29 protein-coding genes and 1 pseudogene are annotated in these 25,098 nt (G+C 67.6%); 25 read left to right on the plus strand and 5 right to left on the minus strand.

The features are described from left to right. Window positions 1-35 precede the first annotated feature (35 nt). Window positions 36-821, plus strand: a complete 786-nt coding sequence (locus tag ABIE08_RS01265; RefSeq protein ID WP_354548131.1) for a hypothetical protein — start codon at window positions 36-38, stop codon at window positions 819-821. 70 nt (window positions 822-891) lie between these two features. Here ABIE08_RS01265 and ABIE08_RS01270 read toward each other — a convergent pair whose 3' ends face one another. Next, complete coding sequence (locus ABIE08_RS01270; RefSeq protein WP_354548132.1) at window positions 892-1,662, minus strand: SDR family NAD(P)-dependent oxidoreductase; 771 nt, start codon at window positions 1,660-1,662, stop codon at window positions 892-894. A gap of 425 nt (window positions 1,663-2,087) precedes the next feature. Between ABIE08_RS01270 and ABIE08_RS01275 the strand changes: the two genes are divergently transcribed. The 3 genes from ABIE08_RS01275 to ABIE08_RS01285 all read left to right on the plus strand — a co-directional run bounded on the left by ABIE08_RS01275 (window position 2,088) and on the right by ABIE08_RS01285 (window position 4,734). Next, complete coding sequence (locus ABIE08_RS01275; protein WP_354548134.1) at window positions 2,088-2,582, plus strand: hypothetical protein; 495 nt, start codon at window positions 2,088-2,090, stop codon at window positions 2,580-2,582. Further along, on the plus strand, window positions 2,521-3,801 hold the full coding sequence (locus tag ABIE08_RS01280) for a DNA-packaging protein (protein ID WP_354551526.1): 1,281 nt from the start codon (window positions 2,521-2,523) through the stop codon (window positions 3,799-3,801). Before ABIE08_RS01275 ends, ABIE08_RS01280 begins: the two co-directional genes overlap by 62 nt. Window positions 3,802-3,948: 147 nt before the next feature. Further along, complete coding sequence (locus tag ABIE08_RS01285) at window positions 3,949-4,734, plus strand: hypothetical protein (protein ID WP_354548135.1); 786 nt, start codon at window positions 3,949-3,951, stop codon at window positions 4,732-4,734. On the opposite strand, the gene ABIE08_RS01290 is transcribed toward ABIE08_RS01285, so the two are convergent. Then, window positions 4,731-5,915: a GGDEF domain-containing protein gene (locus ABIE08_RS01290; protein ID WP_354548136.1), complete on the minus strand. Its 1,185-nt coding sequence runs from the start codon at window positions 5,913-5,915 to the stop codon at window positions 4,731-4,733. The two genes, ABIE08_RS01285 and ABIE08_RS01290, sit on opposite strands and share 4 nt — an antisense overlap. Window positions 5,916-6,188: 273 nt before the next feature. Between ABIE08_RS01290 and ABIE08_RS01295 the strand changes: the two genes are divergently transcribed. The 8 genes from ABIE08_RS01295 (at window position 6,189) to ABIE08_RS01330 (ending at window position 12,236) form a co-directional block, all read left to right on the plus strand. Continuing rightward, window positions 6,189-7,400, plus strand: a complete 1,212-nt coding sequence (locus tag ABIE08_RS01295; RefSeq protein ID WP_354548137.1) for a phage portal protein — start codon at window positions 6,189-6,191, stop codon at window positions 7,398-7,400. Beyond that, on the plus strand, window positions 7,388-7,576 hold the full coding sequence (locus tag ABIE08_RS01300) for a hypothetical protein (protein ID WP_354548139.1): 189 nt from the start codon (window positions 7,388-7,390) through the stop codon (window positions 7,574-7,576). Before ABIE08_RS01295 ends, ABIE08_RS01300 begins: the two co-directional genes overlap by 13 nt. Window positions 7,577-8,372: 796 nt before the next feature. Next, on the plus strand, window positions 8,373-8,918 hold the full coding sequence (locus tag ABIE08_RS01305) for an HK97 family phage prohead protease (RefSeq protein ID WP_354548140.1): 546 nt from the start codon (window positions 8,373-8,375) through the stop codon (window positions 8,916-8,918). Beyond that, window positions 8,915-10,144: a phage major capsid protein gene (locus ABIE08_RS01310; protein ID WP_354548141.1), complete on the plus strand. Its 1,230-nt coding sequence runs from the start codon at window positions 8,915-8,917 to the stop codon at window positions 10,142-10,144. Before ABIE08_RS01305 ends, ABIE08_RS01310 begins: the two co-directional genes overlap by 4 nt. Window positions 10,145-10,517: 373 nt before the next feature. Further along, complete coding sequence (locus tag ABIE08_RS01315) at window positions 10,518-11,087, plus strand: head-tail connector protein (RefSeq protein WP_354548143.1); 570 nt, start codon at window positions 10,518-10,520, stop codon at window positions 11,085-11,087. Next, on the plus strand, window positions 11,084-11,413 hold the full coding sequence (locus ABIE08_RS01320; protein WP_354548144.1) for a phage head closure protein: 330 nt from the start codon (window positions 11,084-11,086) through the stop codon (window positions 11,411-11,413). The genes ABIE08_RS01315 and ABIE08_RS01320 overlap by 4 nt, the downstream gene beginning before the upstream one ends. Further along, window positions 11,410-11,841: a hypothetical protein gene (locus ABIE08_RS01325; protein WP_354548145.1), complete on the plus strand. Its 432-nt coding sequence runs from the start codon at window positions 11,410-11,412 to the stop codon at window positions 11,839-11,841. Before ABIE08_RS01320 ends, ABIE08_RS01325 begins: the two co-directional genes overlap by 4 nt. Then, window positions 11,838-12,236, plus strand: coding sequence for a DUF3168 domain-containing protein (locus ABIE08_RS01330; protein WP_354548146.1), 399 nt, complete (start codon window positions 11,838-11,840; stop codon window positions 12,234-12,236). The genes ABIE08_RS01325 and ABIE08_RS01330 overlap by 4 nt, the downstream gene beginning before the upstream one ends. Here the strand turns inward: ABIE08_RS01330 and ABIE08_RS01335 are convergent. After that, on the minus strand, window positions 12,233-12,739 hold the full coding sequence (locus ABIE08_RS01335) for a GNAT family N-acetyltransferase (protein WP_354548148.1): 507 nt from the start codon (window positions 12,737-12,739) through the stop codon (window positions 12,233-12,235). The genes ABIE08_RS01330 and ABIE08_RS01335 overlap by 4 nt on opposite strands. Window positions 12,740-12,795: 56 nt before the next feature. On the opposite strand from ABIE08_RS01335, the gene ABIE08_RS01340 reads away from it, so the two are divergent. The 3 genes from ABIE08_RS01340 to ABIE08_RS01350 all read left to right on the plus strand — a co-directional run bounded on the left by ABIE08_RS01340 (window position 12,796) and on the right by ABIE08_RS01350 (window position 13,990). Continuing rightward, entirely contained in the window at window positions 12,796-13,212 is a 417-nt protein-coding gene (locus ABIE08_RS01340) for a phage major tail protein, TP901-1 family (protein WP_354548150.1), read from the plus strand. Beyond that, window positions 13,212-13,529, plus strand: coding sequence for a gene transfer agent family protein (locus ABIE08_RS01345; protein ID WP_354548151.1), 318 nt, complete (start codon window positions 13,212-13,214; stop codon window positions 13,527-13,529). Before ABIE08_RS01340 ends, ABIE08_RS01345 begins: the two co-directional genes overlap by 1 nt. Before the next feature lie 251 nt (window positions 13,530-13,780). Continuing rightward, window positions 13,781-13,990: a rcc01693 family protein gene (locus ABIE08_RS01350; protein ID WP_354548152.1), complete on the plus strand. Its 210-nt coding sequence runs from the start codon at window positions 13,781-13,783 to the stop codon at window positions 13,988-13,990. A 14-nt stretch (window positions 13,991-14,004) separates the two neighbouring features. Here ABIE08_RS01350 and ABIE08_RS01355 read toward each other — a convergent pair whose 3' ends face one another. Next, entirely contained in the window at window positions 14,005-14,508 is a 504-nt protein-coding gene (locus tag ABIE08_RS01355) for a DUF2059 domain-containing protein (RefSeq protein WP_354548153.1), read from the minus strand. A gap of 85 nt (window positions 14,509-14,593) precedes the next feature. On the opposite strand from ABIE08_RS01355, the gene ABIE08_RS01360 reads away from it, so the two are divergent. From ABIE08_RS01360 to ABIE08_RS01370, 3 genes and pseudogenes are all read left to right on the plus strand, one after another. Next, window positions 14,594-15,136: a phage tail tape measure protein gene (locus ABIE08_RS01360; RefSeq protein ID WP_354548155.1), complete on the plus strand. Its 543-nt coding sequence runs from the start codon at window positions 14,594-14,596 to the stop codon at window positions 15,134-15,136. Next, a pseudogene (locus ABIE08_RS01365) lies at window positions 15,136-15,771 on the plus strand (phage distal tail protein, Rcc01695 family). Before ABIE08_RS01360 ends, ABIE08_RS01365 begins: the two are co-directional and overlap by 1 nt. Then, window positions 15,768-16,652, plus strand: a complete 885-nt coding sequence (locus ABIE08_RS01370; protein ID WP_354548156.1) for a DUF2163 domain-containing protein — start codon at window positions 15,768-15,770, stop codon at window positions 16,650-16,652. Before ABIE08_RS01365 ends, ABIE08_RS01370 begins: the two are co-directional and overlap by 4 nt. A 1-nt stretch (window position 16,653) precedes the next feature. On the opposite strand, the gene ABIE08_RS01375 is transcribed toward ABIE08_RS01370, so the two are convergent. Then, entirely contained in the window at window positions 16,654-16,947 is a 294-nt protein-coding gene (locus ABIE08_RS01375; RefSeq protein WP_354548157.1) for a hypothetical protein, read from the minus strand. A gap of 58 nt (window positions 16,948-17,005) precedes the next feature. Between ABIE08_RS01375 and ABIE08_RS01380 the strand changes: the two genes are divergently transcribed. From ABIE08_RS01380 to ABIE08_RS01410, 7 genes are all read left to right on the plus strand, one after another. Continuing rightward, window positions 17,006-17,449, plus strand: a complete 444-nt coding sequence (locus ABIE08_RS01380; protein WP_354548159.1) for an NlpC/P60 family protein — start codon at window positions 17,006-17,008, stop codon at window positions 17,447-17,449. Continuing rightward, the gene (locus ABIE08_RS01385) at window positions 17,449-21,318 is read left to right on the plus strand and encodes a baseplate multidomain protein megatron (protein WP_354548160.1); all 3,870 of its coding nucleotides are present in this window, start codon (window positions 17,449-17,451) and stop codon (window positions 21,316-21,318) included. Before ABIE08_RS01380 ends, ABIE08_RS01385 begins: the two co-directional genes overlap by 1 nt. Continuing rightward, a complete protein-coding gene (locus tag ABIE08_RS01390) occupies window positions 21,311-21,649 on the plus strand; it encodes a DUF2793 domain-containing protein (protein ID WP_354548161.1) in 339 nt (112 codons plus the stop codon). Before ABIE08_RS01385 ends, ABIE08_RS01390 begins: the two co-directional genes overlap by 8 nt. A gap of 353 nt (window positions 21,650-22,002) precedes the next feature. Continuing rightward, window positions 22,003-22,260: a spike base protein, RCAP_Rcc01079 family gene (locus tag ABIE08_RS01395; RefSeq protein ID WP_354548163.1), complete on the plus strand. Its 258-nt coding sequence runs from the start codon at window positions 22,003-22,005 to the stop codon at window positions 22,258-22,260. After that, window positions 22,260-23,618, plus strand: coding sequence for a hypothetical protein (locus ABIE08_RS01400; RefSeq protein ID WP_354548164.1), 1,359 nt, complete (start codon window positions 22,260-22,262; stop codon window positions 23,616-23,618). Before ABIE08_RS01395 ends, ABIE08_RS01400 begins: the two co-directional genes overlap by 1 nt. A 182-nt stretch (window positions 23,619-23,800) precedes the next feature. Further along, on the plus strand, window positions 23,801-24,688 hold the full coding sequence (locus ABIE08_RS01405; protein WP_354548166.1) for a glycoside hydrolase family protein: 888 nt from the start codon (window positions 23,801-23,803) through the stop codon (window positions 24,686-24,688). Further along, on the plus strand, window positions 24,688-25,071 hold the full coding sequence (locus tag ABIE08_RS01410; RefSeq protein ID WP_354548167.1) for a hypothetical protein: 384 nt from the start codon (window positions 24,688-24,690) through the stop codon (window positions 25,069-25,071). Before ABIE08_RS01405 ends, ABIE08_RS01410 begins: the two co-directional genes overlap by 1 nt. Window positions 25,072-25,098 lie beyond the last annotated feature (27 nt).

Here is a 25,098-nt window from a genome sequence, read left to right on the forward strand (position 1 = left end):
GATCTGTTTCGGGGGCAAGCGCCAGGAGCTCATGGGTGAACGTCATTTCCGTATCGGTTGGAATCGCCTTCGTCCTCGCGGCGATGGCGATCGTCTTCGGCAGCTATTTTCTGGCGCGCCGGCTCCTGCGGGTCGGCGACGAGGTCGACCGTACGCCGGACGCCGCGGCCTCCATCGCCGTGCGCATCGCCGCGCTGCATGGCCTGATCCTCGCGCTGGTCTATGCCCAGGAACTCGACGACTACAAGGGCATCCGCAATGTGCTGACGCAGGAGGCCACGGCGGTTTCCGACGTCTATCATGACGTCTACCGCTATGGCGGCCCGGTGGTGGGTCCGGTCCAGGTGACGCTGGCCAGCTACCTCGACACGGTGGTCAACGAGGAATGGGATCGTCTGGCGCGCGGCGAGGGGCTCTCGGCGCAGGCCTGGATCGACTGGGACAAGGTCTATGGCATCTTGCTCGACCTCAGCCCTTCCACGGATCGCGAGCGATATCTGGCGGGCCGGATGCGCGACCGCATCACCGCGGTCGCCGGCTATCGGCAATTGCGCGAGGCGACGGCGGTGGGGCGCTTCAGCGGCCTTTTCTGGGCGCCGGCCCTGATCGGTCTGGCGCTGCTTTCGGTGCCGTTCTACGTCTTCCGGCCCAGCCGCAACAATGTGGTGCTGCTGTCGATCTTCGCGCTCTATTCCGGCGTGATCCTGTTCTTCATCTACGCTTTCGCCAACCCGTTCGCCCAGCCCGGCAAGCTGCAGCCGGCGCCCTTCCAGCATCTGCTGCGCGGCGATATCGGCCAGAGCCTGCCCCCGAAGGGTTAGGCTCTTTCCAGACTCCGCAGGGCGGCCGATTCCAACACTCGAGTCGGAATCGGCGAAGGAGGCGGGACGGCTACCGCGCCGTCCAGCCGCCATCGACCAGAAGCGTCTGGCCGGTGATCATCGAGGCGGCGTCGGAGGCGAGGAAGACGACGACGCCGGAGACTTCCTTGGGCTGGCCGATCCGGTGCAGGGCGGCGATGCGCTCCAGCACGTCGGCGTGGAATTCGGGATCGGACAGCATGTCGGCCGTGCCGTCGGTGCGGATGAAGGTCGGCGCCACGCAATTGACGCGGACATTGTGCTGGCCCCATTCGACCGCGAAGCATTTGGTCATGTGGCTGACCGCCGCCTTGCTCAGGCAGTAGATCGCCTCGCCGGGCAGGGCGATCGCGCCGGCCTGCGAGCCCATGTTGATGATCGCGCCGGTCTTCCGCTCGATCATGTGCCGGCCGACATATTGCGACAGGAAGAAGGTCGATTTGACGGTCAGGTTGATCGTGAAGTCGAAATCCGCCTCCGGGAAGTCCTCGACCGGCCCGATCGTGCCGCCGCCGGCATTGTTGACCAGGATATCGATCTGGCCGAGGGCTGCGATCGCAGCGTCGACCGCCGAATAGGCCTGCGGCAGGTCGAGCACGTCCATCTGCAGCGGGACGGCGCGGCGGCCCATCGCCTCGATTTCGGCAACCAGCCCGGCATCGGAAGTCGCGTCGCGCAGGCCGAGCGCCACATCCGCGCCCCCAGCGGCCAGCGCCAGCGCGGTGGCGCGGCCGAGGCCGCGCGCGGCGCCGGTGACAAGGGCCGTACGGCCGGTAAGGTCGAAGCTCGGCAGGTCGCTCATAAGGGTTCCCCTCCCAGGGATTCTTGGAATTTGGCGGCAGGATAGTGCAGGGCGGCGCGCTTGTCTGGTGCGGGTTGCACGAAGCTGTTGCTGCCGGCCCGGAAGGGAATGTCTCGATGGATAGGAAAATAGTCCTTGACAGCGAGGCGCTGCTCCGGTAGGGTTCAGGCATAGTCGAAGAGTTGCGTTCAGCGGATGCGGGCGCTCAAAGGCTCCCCCAATTCAGATCCCCTGCCTTCCAAGTCTCGCCGTCATCCCCGGCTTGACCGGGGATCCATCCAGCCGGGTTCTAGGAGGTGCGAACCTCCCGGATGCTCCGCTGCATGGGTCCCCGCCTTCGCGGGGATGACGGCGAGCGGGGGCACCGTCTGCTCACTCTTGGCCACCACCGTCAGCCAACACAGTTCCCCACCGAGGCGAAAAGAATGCCGGAACTGAGCCTCGATCAGTGGGCGGCGGTGCGCGTCGCCTATGAGACGTCGGCGCTGCCACTTCGCGATATCGCCGCCGAGCATGGGGTCAGCCATGTCGCGGTGGCGAAGCGGGCGGACCGGCAGGGTTGGCTGCGGCCGGGCGAGGCGCCGCCGCTGCCGGACGGCGCGGCGGAGGAGAAGCTGGTGGCGCGGCTTTATCGGACCTTTGAAAAGCAGGTCGCCGAGCTCGAATTGCGCTTCGCCAATGGCGAGGGCGGCGTCGAGGAGAAGGACGCGCGCACGCTCTCCGTGCTGGCGCGCACCCTCGAGACGCTGGGAAAGCTGCGGGAAGGAACGGACGATGCCGCCGATGCCGCTCCCCTCGACATCGAGGCCCTCCGGGCGCGGCTTCAGGCGCGCCTGGAACAGCTCGATGCAGCGGGGGATGCGGCCGTCGCGCCTGCTGGCGGGGTTGCGGCCGGAGGAGATCGATGCGTTCCAGCATGACTGGGATTTCTGGGCGAGGGACGACCAGTATCCGCCCGAAGGCGACTGGCTCACCTGGCTGATGATCGGCGGGCGCGGCGCCGGCAAGACCCGCGCTGGAGCGGAATGGATCCGCGGCCTCGCTGCCGGCCGTCCGGGCTTTGCCGCGTCGCCGGTCGGGCGGATCGCCCTGATCGGCGAGACCTTGGCCGATGTCCGCGACGTGATGATCGAAGGGGTTTCGGGGCTGCTCTCCGTGCACCGTCGGCACGAGCGGCCGAACTGGCAGCCGTCGCGCCGCCGGCTGGAATGGCCGAATGGCGCGCTGGCGCTGTGTTTTTCGTCGGAAGACCCGGAGAGTTTGCGCGGTCCGCAATTCGAGGCGGCCTGGGCGGACGAACTGGGCAAATGGCGCTATCCGGAGGCCTGCTGGGACATGCTGCAATTCGGCCTTCGGCTGGGCGACATGCCCCGTCAGCTCGTCACCACGACGCCGCGCCCGATCCCGCTGCTGAAGCGGCTGCTTTCCGCCGAGCGGACCGTGATTACCCGCGCCGGCACCTCGGCCAACCTCGCCAATCTCGCGCCGGGCTTCCTGGAGCGCGTCGTTGGGCGCTATCGCGGCACCCGGCTCGGCCGGCAGGAGATCGACGGAGAATGGATCGAGGATCGCGCCGATGCGCTGTGGAGCCGTGACGAGATCGAACGCCAGCGCGTCGAGCGCGCGCCGGATCTCGTCCGCATCGCGGTCGCGGTCGATCCGCCCGCCTCGCGGCGCAAGGGGGCGGATGCCTGTGGCATCGTCGCCTGCGGCCTGGCCGAGGATGGCACCGCCTATGTCCTGGCGGATCGGAGTCTCGCCGAGGTGAGGCCGGCGGCCTGGGCTTCGGTCGCGGTCGGGCTTTACCGGGCGCTTGATGCGGATCTGCTGGTCGCCGAGGTCAACCAGGGCGGCGACATGGTGGCGAGCGTGATCAACGAGGTCGATCCGGCCGTGCCGGTGACTTCGGTGCGCGCGACGCGTGGAAAATATCTGCGGGCCGAACCGGTGGCGGCGCTCTATGCGCAGGGCCGGGTGCGCCATGCCGGGACGTTTCCGGCGCTGGAGGATGAAATGGCGGATTTCGGCCCGGAGGGCCTGGCCCATGGCCGCTCGCCGGACCGGCTCGACGCGCTGGTCTGGGCGCTGACCGCGCTGATGCTGCGCGCGCCGGGCGAGCCGAGGATCCGGAGCATGTGAAGCGACGTTTGGCTGCGGGATCGGAAGGCCGGTTGTCTTGCAAGGCGAATCCCCTGAAGCATCAGGCAGAAGCCGCGTGCCGGCGCCCGTCGCCGCGCGTGGGCGACGGTCCCGATCCTGTCGGACGCATGCAATGGGGAACTATCGATGGAGCAGGCCTCCCAACTTTCGGCACCGATGCTGTTCGTGTTGTTCACCGCCTTCGGACTGACGTTCTATCTGGCGGGAAGGCTCGCTCTCTATTTCCTGTCGAAGCATGCCAGCCGCGACATTCTTTCGATCCCGCAATCCGCCTTTCTCGGCACGATCGCGACCGCCTGGGCGCTATCGCTCGGCTTCATCGCCGCCGATATCTGGGCCGTGAATTCCAGGGCGGACCAGGCGGCGAGCATGGAGCGCTCGTCGATCATCCGCCTGCTGCGCAGCGCCGAGCCGGATATTCTCAATTCGCCCAAGCTGAACGATGGCATCCTCGCCTATCGCAAGCAGGTGGCGATGCGCGAATGGCTGGAGGGCAAGAACGTCCTGCCCGACGAGCAGGTTGAGAAGGCTTTGCACGATCTGCGCGGCGAGATCGCGGATCTGGCGCGCGGCAATGCGCCGAGCTTGCTGATTTCGCAGGCGATCCACGACCTCAGCAATCTGCAGGACGCCCGCAACATGCGCCTCGCGGTCGGCAACACCTCGATCGACTACTACAAATGGTACCTGGTGATGTTCCTGACGCTCCTGACGGCGATCACCATCGCGGCGACCCATGCCGACCGGAAGCTCGCCGGCAGGCGGGCGCTGGCGATCTACGCGATCACTGCCTCGGTGAGCCTGTGGATCCTGGCCATTCACGCCAACCCCTATGACGGACTGGAAGAACTTCACCCGTCGCTGCTGTTCACCAACCAGAAGCACGCCGACATCGCGCTCGACGGCAATTAGCCAGCGGAACCGCGGAAGGCCGTGTCGGCTCTGGCAAGGGGCGGGCGTTCGGCCTGCGGCTGCGCGATGACGACCCTGTCGCGTCCACCCCGCTTGGCGTCGTAGAGCGCGCGGTCGGCTTCCGCCAGGACGCGATCGGCATGGGCGGCATGTGGTCCCGTGCCGGCGATGCCGGCGCTGGCGGTGCAGGTCAAATCGGCTTCCGCCCGCACCAGGGCGACGAAGCGGCGGCGGACTTCGTCGGCATGCCGGGCGGCCGTTTCGAGGGTCGTGTCGCGCAGGATCAGGGCAAACTCCTCGCCGCCGATCCGGGCGGCCAGGGCCGAGGCGGGAAGGTTGTCCTTCAGCGCCGTCGCGAACAGGACGATGACGCGATCTCCCATCGCATGGCCATGGGAATCGTTGATGGATTTGAACTCGTCGATATCGAACAGGACCGCGACGCTTGCCGGCGCCAGGCCACCTTGCTGCGCGTCGAACAGGGCGCGCCGGTTCATCAGCCCCGTCAGCGGGTCGGTCAGCGCTTCGCGCCGATGCGCCTGCGCCGTGCGGATCTGGCTCAGCGCCATGGTCAACGCGCCGAGCGCGGGGATCGAGCCGATCACCAGCATGATGGACAGGTCCTGCGCCCAGTTCTGCGGCCGTCCGGCGACGACGATGCCGTCCCTTGCCAGGACCAGCACCGCGCGGGGCAGGAAGGACACACCGACTAGAAAATAGAGCGAGGCGATGGTGAGGGTCGTCATCGGCGCCTGGGCGCGCGCCAGCCAGAACTGGTGCGAGGTCAGAAAGAGCAGAACCGCCGTGCTCAGGAAGCTGACGGCATAGGCGATCCCGCTATAGCCGGGCATCAGCGGCGCCAGCGTCAGCACCACCGGGATCAGGCTCGCCACGGCGATCCGCCGCCACGGCGAGCTGCCGAGCCGGAATTGCGCGGCGCTGCCATAGAGGTTGGCCGTGCCGGACATCAGCAGCGTCAGGGCCATCGCCAGCAGCCAGACAGAAGGTTGAAGCCTGTCCAGAACCGACAGGCCGACGCTGACCGCGATCAGCAGCGCGCCGGTGGCGCAGGTGAGCAGAAAGCCGTCCCGTCGCGACGTCTTCCAGGCGGCGAGCAGGATGACCGATAGAAAGGCCGTGGAAAATCCGATGGCGACGAGGAGCGAGGCGAAGTCGAGCACCGAATAGTCCTCTTGCGTCCGGAATTGTGCCCGGACCGGCATATCCGTCGGGATGGCGGGGCAGGCGCGCACGCAAATCCGTGCCGGCCCTCCTTCCGAAAGTACTGCGTCCATAGTTCATTTGGCAGACGAGAACGCAAGAGCCCCCGGCTGCGACGGCAAATGGTTGTGCCCGCGGGCGTGGCAAAATTAAGGTTGTGGACCGGGGCCTTGGCTCGCCCGCTTGCCTACGCCGGAGAGCGGCGCGCAAAAGCGATTTCGATCGGAGACTCCATGAAGCCGAACCTCTTTAACCGCCTGTTCGGCGGCCGCGTCGCCGTGCCCGAAGCGAAGGCCTCGCGCACCGGGCCGCTGATCGCGTTGCAAGGGCAGGGGCGGCCCGTCTGGACCGCGCGCGATCTCGCCAGCCTTGCCCGCGAAGGCTACATGAAGAACGCCATCGTCTATCGCGCCGTGACGATGATCGCGGAAGCCGCCGCTTCGGTGCCGTGGCTGGCTTATGAGGGCGAGGCCGAGCGGCCGGATCACCCGCTGCTGGCGCTGCTTGCCCGGCCGAACGGCCGCCAGTCCGGCACCGCCTGGCTGGAGGCGCTCTATGGCAACCTCCTGGTTTCCGGCAACGCCTATGTCGAGCTGGTGCAACTGGGCGGCGATCCGGCCGAACTGCATGCGCTGCGGCCCGACCGCATGAAGGTCGTGCCGGGCCCGGACGGCTGGCCGGAGGCCTACGAATATTCCGTCGCCGGGCGGACGGTGCGCTTTCCCGTCGAGGATGGCGCATCGCCGGTCCTGCATCTGCGTCTCTATCATCCGCTCGACGATCACTATGGCTTCGCGCCGCTGGAAGCGGCCGCCATCGCGCTCGACCTGCACAATGCCGCCGGTGCCTGGAACAAGGCGCTGCTCGACAATGCGGCGCGCCCTTCCGGCGCGCTGGTCTATCGCGGCGAGGGCGGCGCCAATCTTTCGCAGGACCAGTTCGAGCGGCTGAAGCGCGAGCTCGAGGCGAATTATACCGGCGCGGTGAATGCCGGGCGGCCGCTGCTGCTCGAAGGCGGGCTCGACTGGACCTCGATGGCGCTGACGCCGCACGACATGGATTTCATCGAGGCGAAGAACGGCGCGGCGCGCGAGATCGCGCTCGCCTTCGGCGTGCCGCCCATGCTGCTTGGCATTCCCGGCGACAACACCTTCGCCAATTATGCCGAGGCCAACCGCGTGTTCTGGCGGCAGACGGTCCTGCCGCTGGTCGGCCGTACCGCCGACGCGCTCACCACCTGGCTCGGGCCGCATTATCCCGGTGCGATCCGGCTCGGTTTCGACGCCGACGCGGTTGAGGCGCTGTCGGTCGAGCGGGCGGCACTCTGGAGCCGGATCACCGCCGCCGATTTCCTGACCCGCGACGAGAAGCGCCAGGCGGTGGGCTATGGCGCGACCGGTTCGGGGCCTGTGAATGGAGAAGGAGACGAGGGGTGGACGACTTGACCCGCGTCTTTGCCAGCCGGGGCGACCTGGCGCATCTGGCGCTGTTTCTCTGGGCCTCCGGCGCCAGCGCCTTGCTGGTCTGGGCCCTGCGCGAGCTGGCCAGCTCAAACCGCCGGTTCAACGACTTCGTGGCCGAGATCGCCCGGCTGAATCGGTTTTTCAACGACCGGCGCTAAGGGATTCTGAGCGCGAGGGTTTTCTCCGCTGCCTGCGGGTGAGGGCTCGACGTGTGCGAGTAAAGATGGCCCAGATGCTACCTGCATCCGGCCATACACCCACCGGCGTCATCCTCGCGAAAGCGAGGATCCATGCAGCCGCAGTCATTGGCCCTGCAGGCTCGGACCCGAGCGAACCTCCCAAGGCTTGGGGGGAATGGATCCTCGCCTGCGCGAGGATGACGGCGAGCATGGGACAGGCACAACGCGCCGATCGAACGGCGAGTAAGGGGCAGGCGTCGAGCGCCGCTGGTACGGCGAGCGCGGGGGCGGCCCGGAGTCCAAATTGGAGGAAGTGAAGCATGACCCAGATGCTGAACCGCATCCTGCAACGCCTTGCACCCGACCACCGCAAGGTGTTCCGCGATTTCGCCGGCGCGCTGGAGAGGCTTCTGGCGCGGAGCTAGCGCGCCAACTGGTCCGGAGCGGCTCTACCGCCGCCGCGCAACGCTCAACCTCAACATCCTGAGGAGGCCCGAAGGGCCGTCTCGAAGGACGCAACGAGGGCGTGCAGCTCGATGAAGTTTGGTCGAGGCCGCCCATCCCATCTCCGGCGTCATCCTCGCGGAGGCGAGGATCCAGGCAGCCGGGTTCGTTGGCGTCTGGAAAGACGTCTCGACGCCCGAGGCTCCGGCTGAATGGATCCTGGGTCGCCGCCCGGGATAACGGCGAGCGTGAAATCAACCTCGACGCCATTCACTCCAACCCTTTGATCCGACTCCCCCTTCCACGCGGACCTTTCCGCGAAGGAGACCGCATGACCCTTTCTTCCGCGCCTGCGCTCGAGACCAAATTCGCAGCCGCCGACCTTTCCGGTATCGACGGCGAGGGCGTCTTTTCCGGCTATGCCAGCCTGTTCGGCACCGCCGACCTCTCGGGCGATCTCGTGCTGCCCGGCGCGTTCAAACGCTCGATCGCCGCCCGCGGCGCTGCCGGCATCCGCATGCTCTACCAGCACGATCCGGCCGAGCCGATCGGCGTCTGGATGGAGATCCGCGAGGATCCGCGCGGCCTGTTCGTGCGCGGTCGGCTGATGGCAGACGTGGCGCGGGGGCGCGAAGTGGCGAGCCTGATGCGGGCCGGCGCGCTCGACGGGCTCTCGATCGGCTTCAAGACCGTCAAGGCGCGCGCCGACCGGTCGGCAGGCATCCGCAAGCTTATCGAGATCGACCTCTGGGAGATCTCGGTCGTGACCTTCCCGATGCAGCCCGACGCGCGCGTCTCGAGCGTCAAGACCACCGGCCTGGCCGCGCGGATGCGCCGGGCCGCCCGTTCCCTCCACCCGACAAGGACAAATCGATGACCGAGATTTCCGGCTCTGCACCCGAGGCCAAGGCTGTCGAAAGCGGCGATGTTTCCGCCGCCTTCGACGACTTCATGCGCGCCTTCGAGGCGTTCAAGGACACCAATGACGAGCGACTCTCCGAGATCGAGACCAAGCTCACTGCTGACGTCGTCACCACCGACAAGCTCGACCGCATCAATAAGGCGCTGGACGAGCTGACGCTGAAGGGTCGCCGCCCGCCGCTTTCGGCAGAGCGTGGCGCGGCGCGGCCTTCCGAGCACAAGCAGGCCTTCGAGAGCTATGTGCGCGGCGGCGACGAGGACGGCTTTCGCAAACTGGAGCAGAAGGCACTTTCGGCCGGTTCGAATGCCGATGGCGGCTATCTCGTGCCGATCGAGACGGAGACCGAGATTGGAAAACGCCTCGCCGCCATCTCGCCGATCCGCGCCATCGCCGATGTCCGCCAGGTCTCGTCCGGCACCTATCGCAAGCCCTTCATGACCGCCGGCCCGGCGGTCGGCTGGGCCGGCGAGACCGACAGCCGCTCGCAGACCACGTCGCCCACCATCGCCGCGCTCGATTTCCCCGCGATGGAGCTCTACGCCATGCCGGCGGCGACCGCCGCGCTGCTCGACGATAGCGCCGTCAACATCGACGACTGGATCGCCGCCGAGGTGGAGAGCGCCTTCGCGGCGCAGGAAGGCACCGCCTTCGTTTCCGGCGACGGCACCAACAAGCCGAAGGGTTTTCTTTCCTACACCACGGCCGCGGAAGGCTCGTGGACCTGGGGCAAGCTTGGCTATGTCGTGACGGGAGCGTCCGGCGCGCTCCCCTCCAGCAATCCCTCCGACGTGCTGGTAGACCTGATCTACACGCTGAAATCAGGCTATCGCGCCAATGCCCGCTTCGTGCTCAACCGCCGCACCCAGGCTTCCATCCGCAAGCTGAAGGATGCCGACGGCCATTATCTTTGGCAGCCGGCGGCGGTCGCGGGCGGCGAGGCGTCGCTGATGGGCTTCCCGGTGACGGAGGCCGAGGACATGCCCGACATCGCCGCCAATTCGCTGTCGCTCGCCTTCGGCGACTTCAAGCGTGGCTATCTCGTCGTCGACCGCCTCGGCGTTCGCGTGCTGCGCGATCCCTATTCCGCCAAGCCCTACGTCCTCTTCTACACCACCAAACGCGTCGGCGGCGGCGTTCAGGACTTTGACGCGATCAAGCTGCTGAAGTTCGGCACGAGCTAGGAAGCAAAGACCCTCACCCAACCCTCTCCCGCGCGGGAGAGGGCAAGGCTGGAGCTCTCCTTCTCCCTCTCCCGCGAGGCGGGAGAGGGCCGGGGTGAGGGTTCTTGCTTTCGACATGCCTCCATGTCGTCCACCCCTCCGCCGTCATCCTCGCGAAAGCGAGGATCCATGCAGCTGGGTTCAACGGGAAGCGAACCTCCCGATTCCCCGGCTGAATGAATCCCGGATCTTCGCTTCGCTGCGTCCGGGATGACGGCGGAGGTGCGTGATAGCCGGCCCCGGTCCCCTCCCGCCGGGGCCGGCCCGGAGCGGCGCTTCGCCCTGGCGGGCGCCGCTCCTCCTCATCCAAAACACCTCACCGCAAGGAGCCATCATGACCGTGGCGCTGATTTCCGCGCCGGCGACCGAGCCTGTGTCGCTGGCCGATGTGAAGGCGCATCTGCGCGTCGACGGCACAGAGGAGGACAGCCTGCTGCAGGCGGCGATCCTGGCGGCGCGCACCCATGTCGAAAGCGAGACGCGGCGCAAGCTGATCGCGCAGGGCTGGCGCATCTATCTCGACGAGTGGCCGGCCGGCCGGGCGATCGAGCTTCCCCTCGCGCCGCTGATCTCCGTGGAAAGCATCACGCTTTACGACATCGTTGGCGCGGCGCAGGTCCTCGAGGCGGAGGCCTACCGCGTCGACGCCGCCCGCCTGCCGCCGCGCATCGTGGCGAAGCTTCGGCCGCAGGCGGCGCTCTACGACAACGGCATCGAGATCGACGTCACCGTCGGTTATGGCGTCTCCAGCCTCGCCGTGCCCGCGGCGCTGCGCCAGGCGATCCTGATGCTGGTGGCGCATTGGTATGAACATCGCGGCGCCGTTGGCTTCGACCGAGCCGGCGACGTCGCGCCGCTCGGCTTCGAGGCGCTGGTCGCGCCCTATCGGGTGCGTTCGCTGTGAGCGGCTTTGATCCCGGCCAGCTTTCGAACCGCGTCGCGCTGGAGCGACCCGTCCGCACCGCCGATGGCAGCGGTGGCGCGACGGTCGATTGGGTAGAGGTCGCGACGCTCTGGGCGGCCATCGAGCCGGTCGCGGCCGGCGAGATTTTCGCCGCCGACCGGCTCGCGACCCGCGTCACGCACCGGATCACCATGCGCCACCGCACCGATGTCGAGGGCGGCATGCGGATCGTGCATCGCGGACGCGTGCTGCGCATAGAGGCCTGGCGCGATCCGGACGAAACGCGGCGCTTTCTCGTGCTCGAAGCGGTGGAGGAAAGGCCATGAACGCACGCGCCCTCACGGGACAGGCGCTGGCCTCGGCCCTGCGCAAGGCTGTCGATCCCTCGGTCTCCGAGGCCTTGCAGCGCAATGCCGAAAGGCTGAGGCAGGCGCTGGAGGAGACGAATTCAGAAGGCACCGAACCTTCACCTCTCCCTGAGGGAGAGGTCGGCCCGCAGGGCCGGGTGAGGGTTTACGGCCTTTCCGGAGAGGTCCCTAAACCCTCACCCGCCGCGCTCCGCGCGTCGACCTCTTCCTCAGGGAGAGGTGACGAAAGCACTCCTCCTTCAGGGAACGTGTCTCATTCCAGCCATTCCCTCGACATCACCCTTTCCGGCGAAAACCTCTTCGCCCGCGAATTCGGAGCGCTTGGGGAGGCGGCGAAGCCGATAATTGCCCCGGCGCTAAACCGCCTAAGAAGGAGGTCGCGATGACAGCCGCGCTCGAACTGCAGGTGGCGATCGTCGCCAGCCTGCTCGCCGATGGCGACCTCGGGGCGTTGGTGGGGGACCGCATCCATGACGGCGCGCCGCGCGCGGCGGCTTTTCCCTCGGTGACGCTGGGCGAAACCGGGCAGGCCGACTGGTCGAGCGATGGCGAGGCGGGCGGCGAGGTCAGCCTGACCCTGCATGTCTGGTCGCGGGCACTCGGCAAGCGCGAGGCCTGGGCAATCCTCGGCCATCTGATGCGGCTGCTGCATGACGCGCCGCTTGCGATGGACGGTCCTTCGCTGGTGCTGATCCGCGTTACCTATGCCGAGGTCCGGCTGGATCCGGACGGCATCACCGAGCACGGCGTCCTGCGCCTCGCGGCGCTGGTCGAGGACTAGCCTTTTCTCGCCAGCCAGTCGGGCCTGAGGATCGCCATCACCAGCTCGTCGTGATGTTCGCCGCCGACAAAGGCACTGCCGCGCGAAACGCCTTCGGCCTGGAAGCCGACGGATTCATAGGCGCGGCGGGCGCGCAGATTGTGCGGGAACAGGCCGAGCGACAGCCGGTGCGCCTTCGTTTCGGTGAAGACACGCTCGATGAGCCCCCTGAGCAGCGCGGGGCCGACGCCTTGGCCGGGCTCGCTGACGGCGATCCGCTTCAGCAGCGTCGACCGCTCCGGCGAATCCCAGTCGCGCAGCAGCGCGAAGCCGAGCGGCTTTGGCTCGCTACCATCCGCGACGGCGCGGGCGAGGAAATAGGCATAGCGCGGCTCGGTCATCGCCTCGGCGTGCTGTGCCGCTTCCCAGCGGCCGACCAGCTTTTCGAAACCCGGCCGCCGCTCGGTCGCGACGATGAACGGGATGTCGCTCTCGCCGGCGCGGACGACTTCGATTCGAGGCATCGGCGGCGGCTCCCAGACGGGTGAAATAGGTTCAGCGAATGAGAAGGGGATAGAGGATGACGGCGCAGAAGGGCAAGGATTTGCTCCTGAAGATCGACACCACCGGCTCCGGCGACTTTTCGACGGTGGCGGGCATGCGGACCCGGCGCTTCGCGCTCAACGCCGAGACGGTCGACATCACCGACACGGATTCGGCCGGCCGCTGGCGGGAACTGCTCGCCGGGGCCGGCGTCCGTCGCGCCAGCGTTTCCGGCTCGGGCATCTTTCGCGATGCGGCGACCGACGCCGCGATCCGCACCCTGTTCTTCGACGGCGCGATCCGCGATTTCCAGCTGATCGTGCCGGATTTCGGCACGCTGGCCGGACCGTTCCAGATCACCGCGCTGGACTATTCCGGCGAGCATGACGGCGCCGTCACCTATGAGACCGCGCTGGAATCGGCCGGCCTGATCCAGTTCACGGCGGCTGCGTGATGGCGAACCGGCATCGCGGCGAGATCGAAGCCGAACTCGACGGCCGGCCGCACACGCTCTGCCTGACGCTCGGCGCGCTGGCGGAACTGGAAGCTGCCTTCGGCGCCGAGGACCTCTCGGCACTGGCCGCCCGCTTCGGCGAGGGCCGGCTGTCGGCAAGGGATGCGATCCGCATTCTCGGCGCCGGCCTCCGCGGCGCGGGAGAAAGCATCGACGACCACCAGGTCGCGGCAATGCGGGCTCCCAACGGTGCGGCGGGGTTCGCGGCGATCGTTTCGGAACTCTTGGACGCCACGTTTGGCGGGGGCGGCGGGTGAGTGCGGGGCGGCAGGATGAAGGGCCCAAGGAAAGCGCTGCCGGCAAGCAAGACCCTCACCCCAGCCCTCTCCCGCAAGCGGGCGAGGGGGAGGATAGCGGCCTTCATCGACGGCTGCGCCCTTCTCATGGAGCGGATGCACCTGAACTCTCCAACGAGCCTCGGTCGTCACCCGAGCCTCGATCGGCCCCCTCATCCGGGGCTTGGTCGGCTCCCTCTCCGGGAAACCGTGAGAGGGCTGGGGTGAGGGGCTTGCTTCCTACTGCGCAGGGACCCGCGCCTTTTCCCTGGCGCGAGGCGATGGCGATCGGATTTGGCGTGCTCAGGCTATCGAGCCGCGAGTTCTGGGCGCTGACGCCGCGCGAACTCGCCGCCGCGATCGAGGGCCTGACCGGCCGGACCCATGCCCCGATGGACCGCACCCGTCTTGACGACTTGATGCGGCGGTTCCCGGATCACTAGCCCCTCGCCTGGACTCATTGCTTCTTCTGACGAGCTTCGCGGATTATTTCTTGGATTTCCGGATCCGTCTGAATCTTGCTCATCGATTTCTGTATGAATTCTACCGACTTTGGAAGCGAGTATTCCGTTATTTCTTCGGCAATAGCTGAATTCTTGTCCAGGATTTGGCGTCCAACAGGTGTGCTGTAGAAGTCGTACATGGCGTCAATTTCTGCTTCAGAATATACCGACTTGTATATCTCGATGATTGCCTGATCTTGATTGGAGAAAACGTCCTCGTAATTCTCCATCATGATTGACGTCGCTCTGTCCATGAACGACTGAGGGATTTCTAGATTTGTTGCTTTCAAGGCGTTGAAGATCTGGTCCAGCAGACGATGTCTTTGCTGATCGAAGTCAATCCCCTTCATCAGGGTCTCAATTTTCTGGTCGGTCGTTGGCTCGGTCGCATGAGCGTGTTGGTATGCGCCGCCCAGAATGATCATGGCCGAGAAGCAAATGGCCTTCAGATTCAGCATTCATAACCCCCGATAGAGCTGGTCCTTTCGTCACCATACATGCGTGTACTGGTGGAGGCGACCGTCTGTTCGACCAGGAGCCATCATGACCACGCCGATCGACGAACTTTCCGTGCGCATCACCGCCGATACCTCCGCCTTCACCGCCTCGCTCGATGGCCTTGCCAAGCAGGCGGATGGCTTTTCCGGCGCGATCAGCCGGGCGTTTCGCGATGCGGTGGTCGGCGGCAAGGAATTCGACGACATCCTCAGAAACCTTGCGCTGCGCTTCTCGACGATGGCGCTCAACGCCGCTTTGAAGCCGATCGAAAGCGGCATCGGCGGGCTGCTCTCCGGCCTGGTGGGCTCGCTCGGCGGGGTAAAGCCGTTCGCCAAGGGCGGCGTCGTCGCCAGCCCGACTTATTTCCCGCTTTCCGGCGGGTTCGGCCTGATGGGCGAGGCGGGGGCCGAGGCGATCATGCCGCTTTCGCGCGGCCCGGACGGGCGGTTGGGCGTTTCGGGCGGCGGCGCGCCGGTGACGGTCAACATCGCCATCCAGACGCCGGACGCCCAGAGCTTTCGCAAGTCCGAGGCGCATGTCGCCGCGACGCTGGCGCGCGCCGTCGGTCGCGGCAGAAGGGGGCTTTGATGCCGCTGATCCCTGCCTTTCACGAAATCCGCTTCCCGACCAACATCGCCTTCGGCTCCTCTGGCGGGCCGGAGCGGCGCACCGAGGTGGTGACGCTTGGCTCGGGCGGCGAGCGGCGCAATGCGCGCTGGGCGGAATCGCGCCGGCGCTATGACGCCGGCTACGGCGTGCGCTCGCTCGCCGACCTGCATCAGGTGATCGCCTTCTTCGAAGAGCGGCGCGGAAAACTGTTTGGCTTCCGCTGGCACGACTGAGCCGACGACGCCTCCGCACCGCCGGGGACGGAGCCGGCGCCGACCGACCAGGTGCTTGGCGCTGGCGACGAAGAAACGACGGTGTTTCAGTTGAGGAAGACCTATGGCGCGCTGCATGCGCCCTATGAGCGGGCGATCGCCAAGCCGGTCGAAGGCAGTGTCACCGTGGCGGTGGATGGCGTCGCGACCGAGGACTTTGCTGTCGACCCCACGACCGGGCTGGTCACGCTCGCAGAAGCGCCGGCGGAGGGGGCGATCGTCACCGCCGGCTTCCGCTTCGACGTGCCGGTGCGCTTCGACGCCGACCAACTGGTGATCAATCTCGCCGCCTTCGAGGCCGGCGAAATCCCGTCGATCCCGATCGTGGAGATTCGGCCATGAGGACGCTTCCTCCCGATCTTGCGGCGCATTTGGCCGGCGACGCCTCGACGCTGTGCCACGCCTGGCGGCTGCAGCGGAAGGACGGCGTCGTGCTCGGCTTCACCGATCATGATCGCGATCTCGTGCTGGACGGCGTCACTTACGAGGCGGCGACCGGCCTTTCCGCCAGCGAGGCCAGCGCCGAGACCGACATGGTGACGGGCGGCATGGAGGTCGCCGGCGCGCTGATCTCGGACCGGCTGTCGGAGGCAGAGCTTGCCGCCGGCGCCTTCGACCACGCCCGGATCGAGACGTTTCTCGTCAACTGGTCGGCGCCGGAGGAGCGGCTGCTGCTCCGTGTCGGCCATATCGGCGAGGTGCTGCGCGAGGATGGCGCGTTCCGGGTCGAGATACGCGGCCTTGCCGCGGGGCTCGACGAGCCGCAGGGACGGGTGTTTCGCACCCCATGCGACGCCGATCTCGGCGATGCCAGATGCAGGGTCGATCTCGAAGATCCTGCCTTTCGCGGCAGCGGGACGGTGGTGGCTGCGCAGGACGGCAGGCGGTTCACAATTGCCGGGCTGGAAGCGTTTGCCGCCGGCTGGTTCGAGCGCGGCACGCTTACCTGGGGCAGCGGTGCGAATGCGGGCCGCCGCGCTGTGGTCAAGTCGCAGCGCGAGGTCGCAGGCCAGCCGACCGTCGAGCTCTGGAACGCCATGACCGGTCAGATCGAGCCCGGCGACACGTTCACCGTCACCGCCGGCTGCGACAAGCGTTTTGAAACCTGCCGCGAGAAATTCGGCAATCGCCTGAACTTTCGCGGCTTTCCGCACATGCCCGGCAATGATTTCGCGCTCGGCTATGCCCGCAATGGCAGCCGCAACAATGGCGGGCGGCTGTAGCTCAGGCCGCGGCGTCGAGCACGCGCTCCAGTTCATCGATCGCGGCAAGGCCGTCCTGGATGGCGCTGGCACGCTTGGCCCCGTCGGACGAAGCGCGGCTGACGATCTGCAGCACCTCGAAGCAGCGGGCCGCCGTATCCGTCGCGGCGGCGCCGACAGCCGGCGTCCAGGCGACATAGGACATCGCGATGTCGATGTTGCGGCTGACCTCGTTCTTCTGCGGCCACGCCGTCTCGCGCGTCAATCCGGTCAGAATTTCGCGCAAGGCGCGCATGTTTTCGGTGTGCCTGGGCATGGCGGAGCCTCGTTCCCGGTGAGCCGGCGGAACCTCGCAGATTCGGAAGGGGATCGAAATGGCAAACCTGGTTTCCCGCCAGGCGATCGTCGACGCAGCGATGGCCTGGCTCGGCACGCCCTATCGGCATCAGGCGTCGCTTCGGGGCGTCGGCTGCGATTGCCTCGGCCTGGTGCGCGGCGTCTGGCGCCAACTCTATGGCGGCGAGCCGGAAGACATGCCGGTCTATACCGCCGACTGGGCCGAGGCGCGCGGGCAGGACACGCTGGCCGAGGCCGCTGGACGGCACATGGCGGCTGTTCCGCTCGATGCGGCGACGACGGGTGATCTGCTGCTGTTTCGTTGGCGGGAAAACCTGCCGGCCAAGCACGCGGCGATCCTGATTGCGCCGGATCGCTTCCTGCACGCGCATGACGGCGCCGCCGTCGCCACCGCCGCTCTATCGCCTTGGTGGCGCCGGCGCGCCGCGTTTGTCTTCTCGTTTCCCGGAGTGACCGACTGATGGCGACCCTCGTCCTGCAGGCGGCCGGCGCCGCGATCGGCGGCCTGTTCGGCCCGGTCGGCGCGATCCTTGGCGGCGCGGTCGGCGCCATGGCCGGCTATGCCGTCGACCAGACCCTGTTCGGCCAGAACATCGAGGGGCCGCGCCTCTCCGATCTCTCGGTGCAGCGTTCGGAGGAGGGCACGCCGATCCCGCGCGTCTATGGCCGCGCCCGGCTGGCGGGTCAGGTCATCTGGGCGACGCGCTTCCAGGAGGTGAAGCAGGAGGAGGGCGGCAAGGGCGGCCCGACCGTCACCACCTACTCCTATTATGCCAATTTCGCCGTCGGCATCTGTGAAGGACCGATCGCCCGCATCGGCCGCGTTTGGGCCGATGGCGATCTGATCAACCTGGCGGACGTGCATCATCGCGTGCATCTGGGCGGGGAGGACCAGCCGGCCGACAGCCTGATCGAGGCCCGGCAGGGCACGACCGGAACGCCGGCTTATCGCGGCACGGCGATGGTCGTATTCGAGCGCCTGCCGATCGGCGACTATGGCAACCGGCTGCCGCAGCTTTCCTTCGAGGTATTCCGCCCGGTCGGCGGTGTCGAGGACGAGATCCGCGCCGTCGTCATCATCCCCGGCGCGTCGGAATTCGCCTATGATCCGCTGCCGGTCTACACGTCGAAGGGGCGGGGCCGGCGCGTCACCATCAACCGCCATGTCGATGGCGCGCGCACCGATTGGGAAGCCTCGATCGACGAATTGCAGGCGCTTTGCCCCCATCTCGAACGGGCGGCGCTGGCCGTCTCCTGGTTTGGCGACGATCTGCGCGCCGGCCACTGCACGGTCGCGCCGCGCGTCGAAGATTATTCGACGGTCACGAGCCCGACATCGTGGCGCGTCGCCGGGTTGAACAGAAGTGCTGCGCGGGCGGTTAGCCGTATCGACGACCGGCCGGCCTTCGGCGGCACGCCCTCCGACGCCAGCGTCATTCGCGCGATTCAGGATCTGAAGGCGCGTGGCATCGCCGTCACCTTCTATCCCTTCCTGATGATGGATATCCCCGCCGACAATGACCTGCCGCATCCCTATTGGGACGCGACCCAGCCGGCCTATCCCTGGCGCGGCGAGATCACCGCCTCGATCGCACCGGGCCGTGACGGCACGCCGGACAAGACGGCGGCGGCCGCGAGCGAAATCGCCAGCTTCGTCGGCACGGCGGCGCGGACGGATTTCTCCGTCTCGGGCGGCGCGGTGCACTATTCCGGCCCGGATGAATGGACCTACCGGCGGATGGTCCTGCACGCGGCGCATCTCTGCAAGGCGGCCGGCGGAGTGGATGCCTTTCTCATAGGCTCGGAACTGCGCGGGCTGACGACGCTGCGCTCCGACGCTTCGACCTATCCCTTCGTCGCGGCGCTGAAGGCGCTTGCCGCCGATGTGCGTCTGATCCTGCCGGCCGCGAAGATTACCTATGCCGCCGACTGGAGCGAATATTTCGGCCACCAGCCGGGCGACGGCTCCGGCGACGTGCATTTTCATCTGGATCCGCTCTGGGCCGACGACGCCATCGACGCGATCGGCATCGACAGCTACGTCCCCTTGTCCGACTGGCGCGACGGTTTCGACCATCTCGACGCAGCGGTCGCCGAGAGCGGCCGGGACCTCGACTATCTCAGGGCCAACATCGCCGGCGGTGAGGGCTTCGACTGGTACTATGCCAGCGACGCCGACCGCTTGGCGCAGATCCGCTCGCCGATCAGCGATGGCGGCGCGGGCAAGCCCTGGGTGTTCCGCTACAAGGATCTCGTGAACTGGTGGTCGAACCCCCATCTCGACCGGCCCGGCGGCATTGAGGCCGCCACGCCGACCGGGTGGACGCCGAAGTCGAAGCCAATCTGGTTCACCGAGATCGGCTGCGCCGCGATCGACAAGGGCGCCAACGAGCCGAACGTCTTTCCCGATCCGAAGGTCGGCGGCGCCAGGCTGCCGCATTTTTCCAATGGCAGCCGTGACCCGCTGATGCAGGAACGGTTCCTGACCGCCGTACTCGGCTATTGGGACCCGGCCTTGCCCGATTTCGTCGCGACGAACAATCCTGCCTCGGATGTCTATGAAGGGCGGATGGTCGATGCCTCGCGAACCTATGTCTGGTCCTGGGACGCGCGGCCCTATCCAGCCTTTCCGCAGCTGACAGACGTCTGGTCAGATGGCGGCAATTGGGAGACCGGGCACTGGCTGAACGGCCGGCTCGGCAACCTGACCACCATCCGCCTGGTCGAGCGCATTCTGCGGGATTATGGCTTCGAGCCCTATCGCGTTGGCGATCTCGACGGGCTGGTCGACGGCTTCGTGATTGCCCGGGTCGGCTCGGCACGGCAGGCGCTAGACGGTCTCGCCGAAGCACTCGGCTTCGAAGCAGCGGAATCAGGAGATATCGTCCGCTTCATCCGCCGCGGTCTGCCGAGGTTGACGCTGACGCCGGCCGATGTGGTCGAGGATGGAGAGCAGCCCTTGCTCGCGATCCGCCGGGCGCAGGAAACCGAGCTGCCGGCCGAACTCGCCTTCGGCTTCATCGATGGCGCCAGTGATTACCGCGACCGGGTCGTTGCCTCGCGCCGGCTGGAGGCGGCGGGGCATCGGCAGGCGACGCTTTCGACCGGCATCGTCACCGACGACGCGCTGGCGGTCGCCCTGGCGGATCAACGCCTGCAGGAAATCTGGGATGGCCGCGAGACGGTGTCGCTGGCGCTGACCGATCGCCGGCTGGCAATCGAGCCGGCGGATGTCGTGACTCTGCTCCGGCCCGAGGGGCGCACGAGCTTTCGCGTCACCAAGGTCGAGGACGGCCTGGCGCGGCGCATCGAGGGGCGAACGGTCGATCCGTTTGGCGCACCTGTTCCGGCCGGCGGCGGCACGGGCGGAACGCCGGAATGGTCGGCCGATCCTGGCCCGCCCGACGTCATCGTTCTCGACCTGCCGTCCCTGACGGGCAGCGAAGCGACGGCGGCGCGCGTGGCGGTGTTCGCCGATCCTTGGCCGGGCGCCTTCGGCCTTTCGATCGGTTCGCCGGCCTCCGGTTTCCCGCTGCGTCAGATCGTACCGCAGGCGGCGACGGTCGGAACCATCGCGGACTCGGTGCCGCCGGGCCCGGTCGGACGCTGGGATCTTGCCAACACGCTCGACGTGGAATTGCCGGTCGGTGCGCTCGCGAGCCTGCCGGACGAGGCGGTGCTGAACGGGCGCAATATCGCGGCGATCGGCAGCGAGGCGGATGGCTTCGAGGTCATCCAGTTCCGCTCGGCCGAATTGATTGGTGCCGGGCTGTGGCGAGTGACCGGACTGCTGCGCGGGCAGGGCGGCACGTCGGATCTTGCCGCCCGCGGCCATGCCGAGGGCGCGCGCTTCGTGCGGATCGACGCCGCGACACCCCACCTCGATCTCGATCCCTCCGAGATCGGTCTGGCCCGTTCGCTGCGCGTCGGACCGTTGGCCATCGCCTTCGATCCCGATCGCTTCACCACGCAGGATTTCACCGTCGCCGGTCGTTGGCGGCTGCCCTTCGCGCCGGCGCAGCTTCGCGGGGCACGCGATGCGATGGGCGACGTCGCGCTCTCCTGGATCCGCCAGACGCGGGTCGGCGGGGATGGCTGGGAACAGGTCGAGGTGCCGCTCGGCGAGGCGTCGGAAGCCTACCGGGTCGATCTGCTCGAGGGCGAGACGCTGCGGGCGAGCTTCGACACCACGGTCCCATCGCTCGTGCTTTCGTCCGGCGACCTCGCGGCGGTGCTGAGCGCGCCGTATGCATCCTTCACCGTCCGCGTCCGCCAGCTGAGCGCCACGGCGGGACCGGGCATCGCAACGGAGGTTCTCGTCCATGGCTGATCAGACCGCGCATCTCGCGCTGCCCTACCTCGCTCCGTCACAGGCGCGGAAGCACGTCACCCACAACGAGGCGCTGCGCCGTCTCGACGGGCTGGTCCAGCTTGCGGTCGAGTCCGTCGACGCGGTCTCGCCGCCGGGCTCGCCGGTAGAGGGCGAACGCCATCTGCTCGGTCTCAGCCCGACCGGCGACTGGGCCGGGCAGGGCGGCGATCTCGCCGTCTACGCCGATGGCGCATGGTGGTTCGCGACGCCCGAGATTGGGTGGCTCGCCTTTGACAAGGCGACCGAGACGCTGCTCGTGCGGAAGGCGGCGGGCTGGACCAGCGTGTGATCGGGAGACTTTCTTCCGCCGCTTCTCCTGCACTTTCCAATCGACCACCGGCGTCATCCTTGCGAAGGCGAGGAACCATTCATCCAAAGCCTTGGGCGCCTCCAAGGACAACAGGCTCCTGGCCCCTCGCAAACCCGGCTGCATGGATCCTCGCCTTCGCGAGGATGACGGCGAGTGTGGGGCGACGGCGAGTGGGGGCGAGGGCGAGTGTGGGACGAGGACGAGCGCCTCCGGCGCTCGCCTCACGCGCCTTTCTTCCCCCTCTCCCGCTTGCGGGAGGGGGCTGGGGCGAGGGTCCTTCGCATCCCAAGGCCGCATGCATCGGCCGCAAACCATCAACCATGGAGACCATCATGAGCGATCCCTTTGCCGGGGCGGCGTCGGGCCTTTCGGGTCCGGCGACGCGCCATTTTTCCATCTCGCCCTCGGATAGCGCCGATCTCGTTGTTCGTCCTCGCGCGCTGGTTTTCCAGACCGATGGCAACGCCGTGCTGCGCGACGAGGGCGGCGTCGACATCACTTACAGCCGCTATGCCGGCGATGTCCTGCCGATCCGCGCCGTGCGGGTGCTGGCGACCGGCACGACGGCGACGCTGGTCGGGTGGATCTGATGCGGATGCCTCGTCTCGGCATCACGGCGCGGACGCGCGCGGGGCGGCGGGTGGCGCCGCCCTCCGGCCTCGGCTTTCCCTTCGCCGACTATCCGCTGGCCTTCCGCCAGCGCGGTGGCCGCTATCTCTGCGATATCAGGCCGGAAGCCTATGCCACGGCCGCGCTGGCCGGCCCGAGCTACTTCGTCGACATTGCCACCGGCAATGACGGCAATGCCGGCACCAGTTGGGGCGCGGCGGTAAAGTCGATCTTCGTCGCCACCCAGCTCGGCAATGCCGGCGGCGTGCCGTTCAACGTGGCGGTGAAAGCGGGCGTCTATCCGCGCGCCAACGGCTTCACCAATAGCGGTCCGATGGTGGTCCCGACCCAGCCGGCGGCCTATCGCGCGGTAGGCGGCCGGGTGACCTGCTGGGCCGGCGGGGACCTCGGCTGGCCGGGCTCGCCGGACGGAACCTACGGCAATTGCTACGCGCTCGCCCGCTCCAACGTCACGGCCGTGCTCGATCTGGCCCACGCCAATTCGTTCGGCGAACCGGGGGAACTGGCGCGGGTGGCGGATGCCGCGAGTTGCAACGCGACGGCCGGATCCTGGGCGCAGGTCGGCGGCACGCTCTATGTGCATCGCGCCGATGGCGCCGCGCCGACCAACGCCAACACCCGGGTGCTGCTCGTCGTCGACGCCTTCGCGCTCGATGGCACAGGCAAGTCGGTTTATCTTGAGGGCTTCGATTTCCAGGGCGGTGCCAATGGCGGCGTGTTCGTGCAGGGCGTGGCAACGAGGTCACTGGTCTTCGTCGATTGTTCCGCCCGCTATGCCGGCGGTCCGAGCCATCTCTATGACGGCTTCCGCATCTTCGACACCACCGGCCTGGTCATGCTGGTGCGATGCATCGCCGCCTCCAACGCCAAGGATGGCTTCAATTTTCATTGGGGCCAGGGCGGCGCACCCGCGCTTCACCATCTGACGGTCGATTGCCGGGCCTATGGCAATGGCCGCTACGAGAGCCAGTCCAACAACGGCCTGACCAGCCATGACGGGCTCGTCGGCATCGATGTCGGCGGGATCTATCACGACAATTTCGGCGCGAATGTCGTGTCCAACGGGGCCTCGCGGCTCTGGTGCCTCGGCACGGAGGCGCGCGACAGCCTTGGGGACGGCCTGCGTGGCGGGTCGATCGCGCCCGTCGATTTCAACACCCAGGAAACCGCGATCTTCTGGCTGGAGCGGACGAAGTCGTCAGGCTCGGCCCGCTCGCTGGTCGCCGGCGATACGTCCGCGCTGCATGTGCGGGCGCACCGGGCGGGCGAAGGGCAAGCGCAAGCCGCCGCGGTGGGAGCGGTGATCGCGGCTTACTGAACGGCTTGGGAAATAAAGAGAGCCCGCCGCTGGGGGGGGGAGCGGCGGGCTCTTTTCGGCTTTTGGCCTGATATGAGCTGCCTGAGCATCTCGCGAAATCAACACCGCATCGCGGCGGCGGTTCCCGGGCCTTTCAAATTTTCTTGAAAAATTTCGCGTGCCTCGCAGAGCGGAGATTGGGCATGGCTGAAATCACGCCGGCGGGGCTGGAACAGCTCGTCGCCGAAGAGGGCGAAGTGCTGCGGGCCTATCGCGACGTGGCGGGTGTGTGGACCATCGGCGTCGGCCTGACGGCGGCCTCGGGCGTGGTGAGGCCCAAGGCCGGGATGGTGATCACGAGGGCCGAAAGCCGGCGGCTTCTCGCGGCCGCGCTGGCCAGCCGTTACGAGCCAGCCGTTGCCGTCGCGATGCCGGGCGCGCCGGCCCATGCTTTCGACGGCGCGGTGTCGTTCCATTTCAACACCGGCGCGATCGCGCGTGCTTCCTGGGTGAAAGCCTGGCGCCAGGGCGAAGCGATCGCCGCGCGATCCGGTCTCGCCGCCTGGAACAAGGCGGGAGGGCGGGTGGTCGAGGGACTGACGCGTCGCCGGGCGCGCGAGGCGGACCTTATCCTTCTGGGGCGCCGCACCCTCCCGGCAGTAGCCTTCGCAGCTCTCCGCCTCGGCGATGCCGGCGACGACGTGCGCGCTCTGCAGGAGGATCTGGCCCGGACCGGCATCGGGTCCGTCCCGATTGACGGCCGGTTCGGAGTCGAGACGGACAAAGCGGTTCGCGCCTTCCAGGCGGCCCATCCGAACCTCACCGTCGACGGCATGGTCGGCCCGGCGACGCGGGCACAGATCGCCCGTGTTATCGCGGCGCGGAAATCCGTGGCGGCGACCGCCGCCGGCGGGGCGCTGGCCACCGGCGGTGCGGGGGCCGTGCCCCTCGACGGATCCGCCATCGATCCCGCTTTGTCACCCGGTGCGATCGTCCTGGCCGTGGCGCTGCTGGCCCTGTGCGCCCTCGTCATCGTCGGCTGGCGCCATCGCGACGAAATCCGTTCCCTGATCCGGCTCTGGAGGTCCTGATGATCCGGCTGCCCACCCTTAATCCCGTCGATATCGTGCTCGGCGCGCTGGAAGGCGCGATCAATCGCATGGTCGGACGCGCGGACAATCCGCTGACGGCCGACATGGCGCCGCGCATCACCAAGGCGATCATCGAGGAGGTTGCCGCCGACCCCGCCGTGATCCATGTGTCGAACGCGGAGCCGTGGTACGTTTCGCGTGTCACCTGGGGCGCGATCATTGCCGCGCTGGCGCCGATACTGGGCCTCATTTTCGGCCATGCGATCTCGGCCGAGGATCAGGCGTCGCTCGGCCAGATTGCGGTGGCCATCGGCACGCTGGTCGGTGCGGGGCTGACGTTATACGGCCGTTGGATGGCGCGCGCGCCCCTCGGTGGAAAGTGATACAGTTCGCGTGAAAGTTGCCGGCAT

Source organism: Kaistia defluvii, from assembly GCF_040548815.1.
GTDB lineage: Bacteria > Pseudomonadota > Alphaproteobacteria > Rhizobiales > Kaistiaceae > Kaistia > Kaistia defluvii_A.

Excerpts from the sequence above, each read along its gene's own strand:
- ABIE08_RS01275 (WP_354548134.1), top strand. The coding sequence starts at position 2,088 with ATGCCGGAACTGAGCCTCGATCAGTGGGCGGCGGTGCGCGTCGCCTAT.
- ABIE08_RS01295 (WP_354548137.1), top strand. The coding sequence starts at position 6,189 with ATGAAGCCGAACCTCTTTAACCGCCTGTTCGGCGGCCGCGTCGCCGTG.
- ABIE08_RS01325 (WP_354548145.1), top strand. The coding sequence starts at position 11,410 with ATGAACGCACGCGCCCTCACGGGACAGGCGCTGGCCTCGGCCCTGCGC.
- ABIE08_RS01345 (WP_354548151.1), top strand. The coding sequence starts at position 13,212 with ATGGCGAACCGGCATCGCGGCGAGATCGAAGCCGAACTCGACGGCCGG.
- ABIE08_RS01385 (WP_354548160.1), top strand. The coding sequence starts at position 17,449 with ATGGCGACCCTCGTCCTGCAGGCGGCCGGCGCCGCGATCGGCGGCCTG.
- ABIE08_RS01340 (WP_354548150.1), top strand. The coding sequence starts at position 12,796 with ATGACGGCGCAGAAGGGCAAGGATTTGCTCCTGAAGATCGACACCACC.
- ABIE08_RS01370 (WP_354548156.1), top strand. The coding sequence starts at position 15,768 with ATGAGGACGCTTCCTCCCGATCTTGCGGCGCATTTGGCCGGCGACGCC.
- ABIE08_RS01285 (WP_354548135.1), top strand. The coding sequence starts at position 3,949 with ATGGAGCAGGCCTCCCAACTTTCGGCACCGATGCTGTTCGTGTTGTTC.
- ABIE08_RS01315 (WP_354548143.1), top strand. The coding sequence starts at position 10,518 with ATGACCGTGGCGCTGATTTCCGCGCCGGCGACCGAGCCTGTGTCGCTG.
- ABIE08_RS01360 (WP_354548155.1), top strand. The coding sequence starts at position 14,594 with ATGACCACGCCGATCGACGAACTTTCCGTGCGCATCACCGCCGATACC.
- ABIE08_RS01410 (WP_354548167.1), top strand. The coding sequence starts at position 24,688 with ATGATCCGGCTGCCCACCCTTAATCCCGTCGATATCGTGCTCGGCGCG.
- ABIE08_RS01355 (WP_354548153.1), bottom strand. The coding sequence starts at position 14,508 with ATGCTGAATCTGAAGGCCATTTGCTTCTCGGCCATGATCATTCTGGGC.
- ABIE08_RS01395 (WP_354548163.1), top strand. The coding sequence starts at position 22,003 with ATGAGCGATCCCTTTGCCGGGGCGGCGTCGGGCCTTTCGGGTCCGGCG.
- ABIE08_RS01335 (WP_354548148.1), bottom strand. The coding sequence starts at position 12,739 with ATGCCTCGAATCGAAGTCGTCCGCGCCGGCGAGAGCGACATCCCGTTC.
- ABIE08_RS01330 (WP_354548146.1), top strand. The coding sequence starts at position 11,838 with ATGACAGCCGCGCTCGAACTGCAGGTGGCGATCGTCGCCAGCCTGCTC.
- ABIE08_RS01305 (WP_354548140.1), top strand. The coding sequence starts at position 8,373 with ATGACCCTTTCTTCCGCGCCTGCGCTCGAGACCAAATTCGCAGCCGCC.
- ABIE08_RS01380 (WP_354548159.1), top strand. The coding sequence starts at position 17,006 with ATGGCAAACCTGGTTTCCCGCCAGGCGATCGTCGACGCAGCGATGGCC.
- ABIE08_RS01310 (WP_354548141.1), top strand. The coding sequence starts at position 8,915 with ATGACCGAGATTTCCGGCTCTGCACCCGAGGCCAAGGCTGTCGAAAGC.
- ABIE08_RS01400 (WP_354548164.1), top strand. The coding sequence starts at position 22,260 with ATGCGGATGCCTCGTCTCGGCATCACGGCGCGGACGCGCGCGGGGCGG.
- ABIE08_RS01405 (WP_354548166.1), top strand. The coding sequence starts at position 23,801 with ATGGCTGAAATCACGCCGGCGGGGCTGGAACAGCTCGTCGCCGAAGAG.
- ABIE08_RS01390 (WP_354548161.1), top strand. The coding sequence starts at position 21,311 with ATGGCTGATCAGACCGCGCATCTCGCGCTGCCCTACCTCGCTCCGTCA.
- ABIE08_RS01375 (WP_354548157.1), bottom strand. The coding sequence starts at position 16,947 with ATGCCCAGGCACACCGAAAACATGCGCGCCTTGCGCGAAATTCTGACC.
- ABIE08_RS01280 (WP_354551526.1), top strand. The coding sequence starts at position 2,521 with ATGCGGCCGTCGCGCCTGCTGGCGGGGTTGCGGCCGGAGGAGATCGAT.
- ABIE08_RS01270 (WP_354548132.1), bottom strand. The coding sequence starts at position 1,662 with ATGAGCGACCTGCCGAGCTTCGACCTTACCGGCCGTACGGCCCTTGTC.